At 47.2% G+C, this 12,618-nt stretch carries 11 protein-coding genes and 1 pseudogene; 9 read left to right on the top strand and 3 right to left on the bottom strand.

Features of this window, described 5'->3' with window-relative positions:
• The first annotated feature begins 1,650 nt into the window (after positions 1–1,650).
• A complete protein-coding gene (locus QMA13_RS24615) occupies positions 1,651–1,758 on the top strand; it encodes a YjcZ family sporulation protein (protein ID WP_282936360.1) in 108 nt (35 codons plus the stop codon).
• Between the two features lie 780 nt (positions 1,759–2,538).
• On the opposite strand, the gene QMA13_RS24610 is transcribed toward QMA13_RS24615, so the two are convergent.
• Entirely contained in the window at positions 2,539–3,423 is an 885-nt protein-coding gene (locus QMA13_RS24610; RefSeq protein WP_282936359.1) for an AraC family transcriptional regulator, read from the bottom strand.
• A 125-nt stretch (positions 3,424–3,548) separates the two neighbouring features.
• On the opposite strand from QMA13_RS24610, the gene QMA13_RS24605 reads away from it, so the two are divergent.
• The 7 genes from QMA13_RS24605 (at position 3,549) to QMA13_RS24575 (ending at position 9,597) form a co-directional block, all read left to right on the top strand.
• The gene (locus tag QMA13_RS24605) at positions 3,549–4,550 is read left to right on the top strand and encodes a glycoside hydrolase family 130 protein (protein WP_282936358.1); all 1,002 of its coding nucleotides are present in this window, start codon (positions 3,549–3,551) and stop codon (positions 4,548–4,550) included.
• Positions 4,522–4,908 (top strand): hypothetical protein, encoded by a 387-nt coding sequence (locus QMA13_RS24600; RefSeq protein WP_282936357.1) that lies wholly within the window; start codon positions 4,522–4,524, stop codon positions 4,906–4,908. The genes QMA13_RS24605 and QMA13_RS24600 overlap by 29 nt, the downstream gene beginning before the upstream one ends.
• Before the next feature lie 138 nt (positions 4,909–5,046).
• On the top strand, positions 5,047–5,997 hold the full coding sequence (locus tag QMA13_RS24595; protein ID WP_282936356.1) for a DUF1861 family protein: 951 nt from the start codon (positions 5,047–5,049) through the stop codon (positions 5,995–5,997).
• Between the two features lie 124 nt (positions 5,998–6,121).
• The gene (locus tag QMA13_RS24590; protein WP_282936355.1) at positions 6,122–6,364 is read left to right on the top strand and encodes an MgtC/SapB family protein; all 243 of its coding nucleotides are present in this window, start codon (positions 6,122–6,124) and stop codon (positions 6,362–6,364) included.
• A 139-nt stretch (positions 6,365–6,503) separates the two neighbouring features.
• On the top strand, positions 6,504–6,644 hold the full coding sequence (locus QMA13_RS24585; RefSeq protein ID WP_282936354.1) for a hypothetical protein: 141 nt from the start codon (positions 6,504–6,506) through the stop codon (positions 6,642–6,644).
• 177 nt (positions 6,645–6,821) lie between these two features.
• A complete protein-coding gene (locus QMA13_RS24580; RefSeq protein WP_282936353.1) occupies positions 6,822–8,132 on the top strand; it encodes an ABC transporter substrate-binding protein in 1,311 nt (436 codons plus the stop codon).
• Between the two features lie 127 nt (positions 8,133–8,259).
• On the top strand, positions 8,260–9,597 hold the full coding sequence (locus QMA13_RS24575) for an ABC transporter substrate-binding protein (protein WP_282936352.1): 1,338 nt from the start codon (positions 8,260–8,262) through the stop codon (positions 9,595–9,597).
• A gap of 107 nt (positions 9,598–9,704) precedes the next feature.
• Here QMA13_RS24575 and QMA13_RS24570 read toward each other — a convergent pair.
• Both QMA13_RS24570 and QMA13_RS24565 read right to left on the bottom strand, forming a co-directional pair.
• Positions 9,705–9,953: pseudogene (locus QMA13_RS24570) on the bottom strand (glycoside hydrolase family 88 protein); the annotation flags it as partial.
• A 318-nt stretch (positions 9,954–10,271) separates the two neighbouring features.
• Positions 10,272–11,096 carry a helix-turn-helix transcriptional regulator gene (locus QMA13_RS24565; protein ID WP_282936351.1) on the bottom strand — a complete coding sequence of 275 codons (825 nt, stop codon included), beginning with the start codon at positions 11,094–11,096 and terminating at the stop codon, positions 10,272–10,274.
• 134 nt (positions 11,097–11,230) lie between these two features.
• On the opposite strand from QMA13_RS24565, the gene QMA13_RS24560 reads away from it, so the two are divergent.
• Positions 11,231–12,550: an ABC transporter substrate-binding protein gene (locus tag QMA13_RS24560; RefSeq protein ID WP_282936350.1), complete on the top strand. Its 1,320-nt coding sequence runs from the start codon at positions 11,231–11,233 to the stop codon at positions 12,548–12,550.
• Positions 12,551–12,618 lie beyond the last annotated feature (68 nt).

The raw sequence follows: 12,618 nt of genomic DNA, 5'->3' as shown, positions 1-12,618 counted from the left end.
GTTAACGGATTACGATAGCTCAATAAAGGACATCTGAACAAAACACCCGAATATTGTGCTCATGTCATCAACAAAATCCTTTCAGACGCATAAAAAAGGACCTATAGTCCATTTTCTTTTTCTTGATCGAATTCAGTTCGAAAGAAAAGGTGAAATGGAAAATTAGGGCCTTTCTGTGTTAACCAGGAAGCGCAAGCGGATGGAGTTACTATTGAGCGTGTTCAACAGATTGCCGATGAGTTCCAGGCGGGCAAAAGAAACTTATTATTTTATAATTGAAAATACACATCAATATAATGTATCTCCGTTAAAATGCTTGTATGATCTGTATGACACTTCTACTTCGTCATTTACGAGTGCCTCCTGCTTTATATCGAAAAACGGACAATGTTTGTGTCGCACGTTGAAAATGGGACAATATTTGTGTGTCGTTGGCTCACGACAAGAACATTGTCCCATTATTAAAAAAGCCGCAATATATCTGACTAAGAAAAGGACAATGTTTGTGTCGTCCGACAGTATATATTGTTACTATGCAACCCCGATCTAGAAAGATCTGAAAGAGTGATGGATATGTAATCGTTAAAGTAAGTTTACGAGATGTTAATGCCATCCCGCTAACGGGCACTATAGCTATAATAAACGGCTACGACGCGGCTGCCGGTACAAATCGGTGGCCGTCGTTATGCTCCCTCAATATGATGTAGTTTTCACACTCTAGCTCATTTATCAAGCAAACGTGCAACAAAAGGAACGGTACTTGTCGCACCATACCATAATCGTTCAGATAAAATTAGGGATTTATTTCATTTGCCATATTTCCCGATGTCAATGATTCTAAAGCAACCCTTTAATTCTATATCAGTTGCTCCTAAGATAATAACTCCCTTACTTTGTCTTGTTAGAGATGAAGATAAAAATATCCCAAACGAAAGCTCGATGAAGCTTGTTAAGAAATGGTGAGGCAAAACGACAACAAAAACATTTAAAGCAGCAGACCATTTCTTTTTGTTTACGAATAATGATGCATGGGTCGAATTAAATAGCTTCTTATTGGAAATATAGCGCCAAAAACGGAACTTAACTATAGCTCAATATTAAGACAGTCAAGTTACATACTCGGCTGTCTTTTTTGTTTGTGATCAATTTTGACTGCTATGGTGGTGTTATATTGAGCGAATCATTAAATAAAAAACAAAAATATTTTCTACTAGTAAGAAGTATCATAAATCAATTAGACCCAGTGGGATTGATATAGAGGGGAGAGCCAGAAGATGAGCATGATTTCTTGACAGTAAAAGTACTTAAGATTGTTTGTTAATGACAAGATGATTTGGTCCGAATCTACTTACATCTTCACAAAATAGGATATTTGGTACATATGTCCCGGTAACTCGCCGTATTATATGCTCTGATTTCGAGGAGAATGGAAATAGACGGTGCAATTAATGCAACCGTCTGTTCCATGATGAGGCCTATGGGAATTGGCGTGGCGGTTAGCTGGAGGTGGCCACATCATATATTATGAAAATCTATCAAATTTGGAACGACTTGTTTCTTCCGTATAAATGCACATTTGTTTAATTGTCCAATCTCTAAACCGCTTACGTTCATAAAATGCAGGAGCTAATGCGGAAGGAGGGGACCACTATGGGATTTGGAGGCATTGGTGGAAGTTGCTCAAGCCTATTCACTAGCACAGCTGTGATTCTTGTTCTATTCATTCTGCTTGTTATAGTTTCTCGTTCATTTATCTAACAATATCCAAAGGATCTTGCTGTAAACACATCAAGTCCATGCAAACGGCTAAGGAGCTGCCACTCGGGCAGCTCCTTTTACATCTTGACAAAAACAAATAGTTAAGGTAGGTTTCTAGGCCCCGTTGCAACCGGGATACATGTTGTTAGGCACATTCTGGTGTCGCTGCGTTTGTACTTTCAGTAAAATGTGTGCTTTTACTAATTCCAGTAGTCAACAGAAAATAGACGGCGCGATTAATGCAACCATCTATCTTCGGGGGAACTATGGGCGGAATCGTGGGATAGTTGGTGGAGTATCCCACATCACATCATATGTAAATCTATCAAATTTGGAACGACTAGTTTCCCCCTTGCAAGCGCACATTCTTCCAATGCAATTGATGGCAACTCAAAATAAGGGCATCTGCATAAAACACCCACTTTCGTGTACATGTCTACAAGCAAAACCTGTCCAGAAGCATAGAAAAGGCCCTAGAATCATTTCAGACTTTGGACAATTAAAGTAATCTACATGTAGCGCATGACAGGTACGATAGTGAAAAGCTTCTGTCGGGTGACAAGAACATTATCTCATTAATTGCTGCGTGTATCGCGGCTTTCTTGTTTTATGGGATAAAGTTCTTGTCAATTCTCCGTGACAAGAACTTTATCCCATTCCCGACGATGATCACATGTTTGCGAGCATCATGATTTAGGCAGTTACGTGGAATTTCAAGTATATTCGATGGTATCTTGCAGTATCACATCGTGTGCCGGGAGCAGCAGAGGATGAGAAAGGTTAGTAACGAGAGCTTGTTATAGCATGCGTTCTACGGTAGTCACCCGGCGTCATGCCTTTCAACTCGCGGAAAATCCGTGAAAATGACTTGTACGAACCGAACCCGGTTTCAATCGCTATATCAACTCCCGCCATTCCGGTCGATGAAAGCAAGCTGCAAGCATGTCTAATGCGCACCTCGTGCAAAAAACGAACAAAACCAAGGCCGGTACGCCGCTTAATCTCTTCGCTTAAATAGGAGCTGCTTAAGCCGAACTTCTCCGCCGTTGCCGACAGTGTAACCGGCTCCCTGTAACGGGCATGAATGTAATGAATAATTGGCCATACCGGTTTTTTATCGATTGTTCCGTTCGTTTGTACTGTGCTTGGAACACCTTGCCGGCGGAACCGGTCATATCGCGCAAGCGCTTCCAACAACTTCAGCTTGAGCAGCATGTTTCTCCATAAACCGTTGCCCGCAAATTCGGCAAGCATATCCTCAAAAGCCGACGATACAGCCGTGTACAGCTCCGGGCTTAAGAAAGCTTGAGGGGGCATCTCCTCCCCGACCAGCAGCTCCGACAAACCTGGTCCGACCTCTGCTGATTGGTACAGCAAATCCATATCAAACATGCAGTTATACAACCGGAGTGGATTCGCCGATTCCACATAAATTTCATGAACCTGATAAGGCAGCAAAAAAGTAGCCGTCCCCGTAAGCAGAGGATGTTTAACGCCGTTAATAACCTCGTAACCCTCTCCGTCTATTACTAGAGAAAATTCCAAAAAGTCATGGCGGTGAGCAGGAAAATGCCTTACCACTTTGTTAACGGATACATGAAATGGAAAACCCGGGTGAATGTCCGGATAGTCGGTTAAATGTTTGTTGGTTGGGTATACGGTCATCTTGACGGATCGCTCCTGAACGAAAATATGAGATAGTCTAGCGGAAAACTGTCATACCTCCTCTTCGATTTTATTCTATGATAGGAGCATGCTGCAACCCAAATCGAAGAGGGGAGGAATAGTGTGTGTCTATTCCAATTATTGGACCGCTAAAGTCAAGCCCGGTTATTGCCCGTCATCCTGCAAATCCGGTATTAACCGCCCGTGATGTGCCTTATTCTCCGGCACTTGTATTTAATGCAGGCGTTACCAAATTCCAGGGTCGTTATGTTATGGTATTCCGCAACGATTACGGCGATCCGCAGAAGCATACGCTGCTGCCAAGTTCCACGACCAATCTTGGTCTAGCCTACAGCAGCGACGGTATTCATTGGGAGGTACAGCCCGACCCTTGTTTTAGCCTGAATGATGACGAAATCATCCGCACCTATGATCCGCGGTTGACCGTTATGGATGGGCGCTGCTATATGTGTTTTGCCGTCGATACGAAACACGGCGTTCGCGGAGGCATTGCCGTAACCGATGACTTCGAAAAATTTGAAGTACTCCATATGACAGCGCCTGACAACCGCAACATGGTGCTGTTTCCGGAAAAAATCGGCGGCAAGTACGTCCGCTTGGAGCGGCCGTTCCCTGTGTACAGCCGGGGAGGCAAAGACCGTTTCGATATGTGGATATCGGACTCGCCAGATTTGAAATATTGGGGCAATACGGATTTGCTGCTTGCGGTAGAGCATGTGGCTTACGCTAACGACAAAATCGGTCCTGCCGCCCCGCCTGTCAAAACCGCTAAAGGTTGGCTAACTACGTTCCATACCGTCGATCTTGATCCAAGCCGAGGAAAAAACGGTTGGGAGAATTCCTGGGAGAAACGTTATAGCGCCGGCATTTTGCTTTTGGATTTGGAGAACCCCAAGAAGATAGTCGGTATGTACAAAGATCCGCTTATCGCACCCGAAGCCGTCTATGAAACCGAAGGTTTCCGGAATGATGTCATTTTCCCGGGCGGTATGATTCTTGAGGATGACGGCGAAGTCAAAATTTATTACGGCGCCGCCGATACTGTCGAGTGTCTGGCAACTGCCCAAGTCGACGACCTTGTCCGATTGTGTTTGGAAGGCAAGTAAATGTCCCCCCAAACGCATCTATACCGCTTATGTAGCAACCAAGAATAGTTGGTGGAAGGGAATAACGGCTGATGAATTTGGCGTTGCCTCTACCCGTCAGGGAAGACTCTTGGCCTTGAAGGACAACCAGTACAAGCAAGAGTTCGGGGCAGATCTGGTTTCCCTGAAAGGCAAGAACATGCAGGGCATCGTCCTCAGTGAGTCTGCTGCAAATCCGCCGTATTCGGATTACAACAATGCGGTCATTACTCTGATCGATACCGCTATGAACCAGATGATTAAGCAGCAAACTGGTGGGAACACGACGCTTCGCCAATTGCAGGAGAAGGCGAACCAGATCATCGTCGGACTGAAGTAAGACAAGTGAGATGAGCTAAACGAATAATGAGGAAAGCCGGTCTGGATAAGGTAGTTGCGGAATACCGGAAGCAATTCCAGTAATATCAGGCATCTCGAAAATAAACGAGTCTAAAACAAAAGGAAGGTGTGGAGAAATTTGACCCTGCAGAGGCAAAGAATTGAATTTGAAGCGACAAAAAAGATCTATGAGAGTGCGACCTTAGTATTTCATGGCGGGGACGGTTTTGATGTCTACAATATTTCGATTCCATTCATACGGGACGGGAAGCGCTATTTGTTCGGGCGGGTAGAACGTCGCGAGGAATGGACCCGCTCTTGGGTCCGCTTGTTCGAGGAGACGGGACAGGATGAATGGACCGTGGTGAAAGATAGCATGATCTATACTCTGGAGGACCCTTACATCAGCGAGATCGGTGATGAGCTTGTAATGGGTGGGACTCATGTGCAATATCAGAGTGGAAGATACAGCACGTTTTTCGGCTATTTCTTCCGGGGCACAGACCTCCACAATATGTACTACTTCACTACCGGACCTAACAAAATGAAGGATATTCGCCTTGTTCCGTTGTCGGATGGCAAGATCGGCATTTTCTCGCGCCCGCGCGGAGCTGAGGTGAGAGGCAAATACGGGAGCGAATCAATGATCGGCTTCACGGTCGTTGACAGACTGGAAGAGTTGACTGCGGACGTCATCGAGAACGCACCTTACATTCACGGCATCTTCGGGGAAGGCGAATGGGGAGGTGTTAATCAGGCTTATCTGCTTGACAGCGGCAAAATCGGCATCATCGGCCACATTTGCTACCGGGATAAGGATGAGAACGGAGGGGAAGTGAAGGTGTACTTGAATATGGCCTTCGTCTTCGATCCGACCACCCGAGAGTCCTTAGACCTTCAATTGATCGGAAGTCGTGCCTGTTACCCGCCGGGACCTGCCAAGGCACCGCATTTGGTCGACTGCGTCTTTACTTCGGGTATTGTGATGCGTCCGGACGGCAAGGCCGATCTTTACAGCGGCATTGGCGATTGCCAGGCGGGGCGTATTGCGATCGACTATCCGTTCGAAAGACATGGGCGTATTGTCTAGAGGAGGAAGACGGGGGTGACAGCAAATCCCACAATATGGCACATTGACAATCTGGAGATCGCCCTAAGGATGATCTCTAGGTTGGTTTGCGGTATAGTCTGCCTGGAGCGGGAGCGCGACTAGCATGATGAGGAATTCGGTTTACGGCTTTGGCCAGTTCGCCAATGAACCGAATGTGCGATTGGACCCTGCGCGTCTGACGGGCTCAAATCATAAGCGGCATCGGTTTTTTGGGGCTGGTACGATTCTGCACAACGGCAACAAGATATCCGGACTGACGACAGAGGCTTCTTTGTGGGCCATCGCTGCTTTGGGTATCAGTAACGGCGCGGGAATTTACTTCGGGACGATGCTTACCATTATATGAGTACTCTTCAGCTTATTTGTACTGCAATGGGTGGAACAATGGTTTCTTCCTACCAGCAAGACGACATCCTACACCATCACGGTCAACCGTGACGGTGACTCCGGATATTTCAGAACTATTTTCGGATGAGGGACTTCGGGTGAAGTCGTTCAGGATGGATATGCTTGAGGAAGGCGCGGTGCGCATTCACTTCGTACTGTCCGATAAGGTGTCCTATCTGAGACAGCTACTTGACCGTGCTTGCGGCCAAGAGCGGATCCCGGATCCATTCGAAATGTAGGGAGAGATGCAGCGTATCATATAAGCTGCTCGCTCTGGATATGGATTATTCGATACGAATTTCCGCTGCACAACAGATTTATTGAATGGACTGGCTTTCTAGGTGGACTGAATATTGTAACCTTTTGCAGAGGCATGGGAAACTTCGCTTCAATAATAATGAATGGGGGAAAAAGACATGGGAATGAAACGAATGGCCGCACTTTCACTATTATTGTTTGCAACCGCTTGTAGCAGCGGAAATGACGGTAAAACAGCCGATGAGCAGCCCGTTGGTGAGAAGAATGCTCCGCCTCAGGTTTCGACCGAGCCCGTCACGATCAAATTCGCGATGAGCATGGGATGGCTTGGACCTGGCGAGTTCCAGAAGTACGTTGAGGAGCCAGTGAAAAAGCGCTATCCGTACATTACAATCGAGCCCATTGACTTGTCCAAGCCGGAGAATGGTTTCGATAAGCTAATGGCCGCTGGCAACATACCGGATTTGGTGATGACCGCCTCACCGATCATTTATCGGTTTGTAGGAACCGGAATGGAAGAAAATATTGAACCGTTGATCAAAAAATTCAATTTCGACCTTTCGCGGTTGGACCCGATCGCCGTAGAATCGGTAAAAACGGCAAGCCGGCAAAATAACTTAATAGGTCTTCCATGGACGATGCACTTCAGCGGTCTCTATTATAACAAAGATATCTTCGACAAATTCGGTGTTCCGTATCCGATGGACGGCATGACTTGGGAGGATGTCAGAGAGTTGGCCAAAAAAGTGACGCGCAGCGACGGCGGCGTTCAATATCGGGGCTTGGAGCCGGATAAATCGACCCGAGTGGCTTCGGTGCTGTCATACGGCTTTATCGATCCGGTAACGGAGAAGCCGACCGTGAACAATGATAACTGGAAAAAAATATTCGAATTACTGAAAAGCATCTACGACATTCCCGGAAACAATACACCCCGTTTGGCCGGTGCCGGTATCGATCAGTTTAAGAAAGAACGGACGCTCGCTATGCTCGCTTCAAATAACAACCTGCCGAATTTGAAGGATGCGCAGGATTTGAATTGGGATTTGGCCCAGTACCCTTCATTCAAAGAAAGCCCCAACACCGGCATGCAAGTAGATGAGTGGATTCTTCACGTCACAGCGCAGAGCAAATACAAAGATCAAGCGTTTCAAGTCATTTCCACGATGCTATCCGACGAGGTGCAGACGGAAGTAGCCCGCAACGCGCGGCTGCCAGTATTGAAGGCAAGTAACATAGAGCAGGAGTTCGGCAAAAACTTGCCTTACTTGCAAGGCAAGAATGTGAAAGCCGCCTTTAAAACCAGCCCTGCGAAAGCGCTTCCGGTTAGCAAATATGATTCGTTCGCGGAAGAATATATAACTCGCGCCATCGAACCGGTCGTCAATGGGGAGAAGGATATTAACACGACACTGAGGGAGGCGGAAGAACAAATATCGAAAAATATTGAAACGAACCGACAAAAATAACTCAGCAATAAAAAAGATTTCAACTATATACGAATGCAATTTGATTGTAACATAAAATGAAAGCGGAACCAAAACGAGGCGTTCGAAGAAGAATGAAAGTGAAATTGGGGAAAATGGAGGTTTCTGCATGGTAAAAGTTTATGGAAAAGCTTTAATGGGAGCGGCTTCGTTACTCTTATTCTCAAATGTAATGCTTGGATGCACCAATGATAAGGAAGCGGTACTGAACACCGAAGGCAATACAGGCAAGCCGAAAGAGCCGATCACGTTAACCATTTTTAACGGGCAGCCCGGGGCTTTGAATTTGGAGAGCATGGGAATTACTGAAGCGATCAAGAAGAAGTTTCCCCATATCATGCTGAACATCATTCTCAGAGATCCCAATAGTACGGACTATAAGGATCTAATTGCCGCGGGAACGCTGCCAGATATTATTTATGAATCCGCCAGCTTTACGGTAGACCGCATTATTCAGAACGGATTTCAATACGATTTGCAGGAGCTCCTGAAAAAAAATAACTTCAATCTCCAGCAATTTGAACCGAACGTACTCGCGCAAACCCAAAATGCCAACGGCGAAGGAAAGCTGTACGGCCTTCCGTTTACGCTGAACCGGTATGCCTTATTTTACAATAAAGATATATTCGATAAATTTGGCGTTGCTTATCCGAAAGACGGCATGACATGGGATGAAGTCTACGACCTCACGAAAAAAGTGACGCGTGTGGAACAAGGAACGACCTATATGGGCTTCGCCGCTATACCGAATAATATGATGCTGAACAACCAGCTCTCCTTAAGTCCTTTGGATCCGAGGGAGGATAAGGCGGTGCTGAATACGGACGGCTGGAAGCTGATGTTCGATAACCTGACACGGTTCTACGAAATTCCGGATAATGCTCTCGTTCCTACATCCGAGACCGCTAAAGGGAGTATTGCGATGGCTCTCGAGAGCCATCCGCTCATGATCGGCTGGGTGAAAGCAAACCCAAATTTAAATTGGGACGTCGTTTCTCTGCCTGTCTTAAAGGAAAAACCGGGCACCGGCTTAAAGCCTGCCACTCTTGCTTTGTTCATTTCCCAAACGTCCAAGTATAAAGATGAAGCGTTCCAGATCGTTTCTTATCTTGTATCCGAGGAAGTTCAGACGATGCTTTCCAAACAGGGAGTAGGAACGCCGCTCGTTAACGCTAACGTTAAAAATGTGTTCGGCCAAGAGCTGCAGGAGTTGAAAGGGAAAAATACGGGTTCATTTTATTGTTACAAGGACGCACCTCCGTCTCCGTTAAGAGCTGCAGATCTAACGAATGTTAATGTGGATTTCGGCAAGCCGTTCGGAGATATGGTCAAAAATAAAGCCGACACGAACACTGTACTCCGGCAATTTGAAGAGGAAATCAATCAGGCGATTGCAACGGCGAAGTCGGATAAGGCTAAAAATAAGGGAGATGGGGTACTAAAATGAAGCTTTTAGCAAAGTGGGAGGGCAAAAGCTGGGGGACACTTGGCGACAGCATCACGGCAGCGTCTGGCTCAGTAAGATCTGAGTTTTTTAGGTTTCCTGTTCACTTACTTATTGTACATTTTTCCGCTTGAGATCAGCGCCGCGGCAATACCTGCCGACCCGGAAGTTCCCGTGTAGGAGGTCGGGTCGTTCAACACTGTGTGCTATAAGCCGGTTTCCTACTGCAAACGTACCAGCGCAGCTAATTGATCCCGTAACGAGCCTTCTATGACCATGAAAGAAGGATGTTTGACATGAATTAACTTCAATGCCCGTGCCATTGTAATAGCTGCCCATGAGTTTCCTCTCGCCCAGTAATGACGATTCCGGAGCCAGGAGACCTGCCTGTTCTGACAGCACTGCTGTACCTACAGGAGATAGGGGAGGTGTTAGATGTACCGTCATAATTTGCGTTTAAGAAGGCGTCTTTCCCTATGTTTTTTCACAGGGAGGGCGCCTTTTATTGTTATCAGAAAATGCAACATGAGCAAACGATGATTGAGGTCATTGCGAACTTAAATGCCGATGCATACAATAGCCTGCTTCGATGCGTTGCAAGTTGCCGTACTTTGTACAGGTTAATATTTATCAAATTGTAGTTAGCAATTATGATGTCCAAATCCGGCAGCTTCAGGCTATGATTGAGTTATCTCCCGGTATGAGGATGGCAGGAAGCCAGTATGCTTCTTGAACATCGGAGTGAAGTTCGAATGTTCGATGCCCACCTCGCGGGCGATCTCCGAGACGGGGAGCTGCGTCGTGAGAAGCAGCGTCTTAGACTTTTCCATACGCATATGCTTGATATATTGAACAGGGGAGGTGCCCAGTATCGAATGGAAGTAGCGGATAAAATAGTTCGGATGATAATGCGCAAGTTGCGCGAGTTGCTCCACTGTAATCCGCTCTGCTAGATGCTCCTGGATATAGCTTAGCACCCGACTGAGCTTCTCAGATTTCTCCGTCGGATTGTAAGGCAGCACATCCTCCAGCGTATAGTCGATGAAATGAGTAAGCAGCTCCAGCATCGAAGCTTTAATCATTAGCCCGGACGTTCGCCTCCGCTGTTCGAAGTGAAACTGGATCTGGTGGAACAACTGAGTCATTCTCGCCTTCTCTTTGACATCAATCACAACGGGAAAATGATACATTTGGAACAGATCGGTATCGCCGAACTTGAAGAAGCACCAGTATTTCGTGAAGCCTCTGTCGCTGATCGAGCCGTAGGAGTGCTCCTTGCCGATCGGCATTATGATCAGCTGCCCCGGCTCAGGGTAGTAGCGGGTGCCTTCCACCTCGATATAGCCTTTTCCGTCCAAAATATAGAACATGCGGTTATATCCCGGAATATGCGTCTCCCGCTGCCAATCCGCGCCTACGGAATCGTAGCCGGCGGTAATCAGATGAATGGTCAGTTTATTTAAAAGGTGGCGCATCGGGTCGTCCTGATGCAAGCTTTTCAAACCAGTCCAGCCTCCTTGAGATTCTACTCCTTGCTCTAGGATTGACCACTAGTGGCCTGCCCACTTCTAAGTGTATCGAGATTTCCTGAGATTGTAAATATGAAAGCGCATACCAAAAAAAGGGGAGTTCACACATGAATCAAGCGAAACTAACATTGCTCGGTGCCCTGATTATGGCCTCCACCGCCCTAACTGCCTGCAGCGGCAGCATGACAAGCGCACCGGAGAGCAGCCAGAACCCAAGCAATACCCCTCCTGCCTACGGCTCGCTGAGCAAGCCTGTGACCATTGTGTTCCAATCGGCTTATAACGAGACGAGCCTTGAGAGTGTCGAGCAAACTATGTTCAAGCGGGTGAAAGAGAAGTTCCCGAACGTCACCCCGGTCTACGTCCCTCGTGGCAAAGGCAGCACCATTCAGGACCTCATTACGACAGGCAGTATTCCGGACGTGCTGTGGGGCAACCTCTCCACCGTGAACGACATGATGATCAGCACCAAACTAAGTTACGACCTGACCGATCTCTTCAAAAAATACAACTATGATCTCACCCAATTTTCGCAGACCGCCCTCGACGGCATCAGGAACGTTAGCGACAAGGGTCAGCTCATCGGCCTGCCGAAGAACAATCTGAAGCCTGCGGTGCTCTTCTACAACAAGGACCTGTTCGATAAGTTCGGGGTGACTTATCCGAAGGACGGCATGACGTGGGATGAATTGTACGATCTCGCGAAGAAGATGACACGCATCGAAGCAGGCGAGCAATTCTATGGCTTCTCCATGTTCCCGAACGCTCTGCTGCGGGACAATTCCCTCTCCGTTGCGGCGATGGACGCCAAGGAGGATAAGCTGAACTCGTCCGACCAGTGGAGCCAAATTTTCACCAATCTGAAGCGGTTCTATGAGATTTCGGGCAACGACTGGAAGGACCAGGATAAGAAATTCCGCGAAGGCAAGGCAGCGATGTTCGTCGATCTGCTTACATCCAGCCCGTCCTTCACCAAGGCGAACTTGAACTGGGATATGGCTGCTCTGCCGGTGTACAAGGAGATGCCGGGGGTCGGCTCGCGCATTCCTTACGACTACTACTTCATCACGCAGACGAGCAAGAACAAGGAAGCCGCGTTCGAGCTGATCACCTTCCTCTTGTCCGAGGAGTTCCAGCTTGGAGATGCGAAGGATGGCTTCCTGCCTTCCACCACCAAGATCGATATTCTGAAGTCGTTCGGAACGAACGTCGAAGGCCTTAATGGCAAGAACCTGAAGGCGCTCACCGTGAAGCCGGCCGACGCCCTTCCAAAGCGCAACCCAGGCCTCGCGCCAATCAATACCGATACGAATATCAGCAAGGCGTTCGAGCGCGTCGCGACCGGAGCGGAGGATGTGAATACGTCGTTGCGTAAGGCGGATGAGGAGATCCGGAAGGCCGCCGAAGAGTATAAGCAAAGAAAATAGCCCTAGGAAGGAAACCCCGCCCACATGAATACTTCTATTATTTATTATGTAGATTCGGAGGTTGGCGA

Source organism: Paenibacillus sp. RC67, from assembly GCF_030020805.1.
Taxonomy (GTDB): domain Bacteria; phylum Bacillota; class Bacilli; order Paenibacillales; family NBRC-103111; genus Paenibacillus_S.
This window is presented reverse-complemented; position numbering and strand designations above follow the sequence as displayed.

What these genes read in the sequence shown, in the direction of transcription:
- QMA13_RS24590 (WP_282936355.1), top strand. Translation starts at nt 6,122, where the DNA reads ATGATGAGGAATTCGGTTTACGGCTTTGGCCAGTTCGCCAATGAACCG.
- QMA13_RS24615 (WP_282936360.1), top strand. Translation starts at nt 1,651, where the DNA reads ATGGGATTTGGAGGCATTGGTGGAAGTTGCTCAAGCCTATTCACTAGC.
- QMA13_RS24560 (WP_282936350.1), top strand. Translation starts at nt 11,231, where the DNA reads ATGAATCAAGCGAAACTAACATTGCTCGGTGCCCTGATTATGGCCTCC.
- QMA13_RS24580 (WP_282936353.1), top strand. Translation starts at nt 6,822, where the DNA reads ATGGGAATGAAACGAATGGCCGCACTTTCACTATTATTGTTTGCAACC.
- QMA13_RS24610 (WP_282936359.1), bottom strand. Translation starts at nt 3,423, where the DNA reads ATGACCGTATACCCAACCAACAAACATTTAACCGACTATCCGGACATT.
- QMA13_RS24575 (WP_282936352.1), top strand. Translation starts at nt 8,260, where the DNA reads ATGGTAAAAGTTTATGGAAAAGCTTTAATGGGAGCGGCTTCGTTACTC.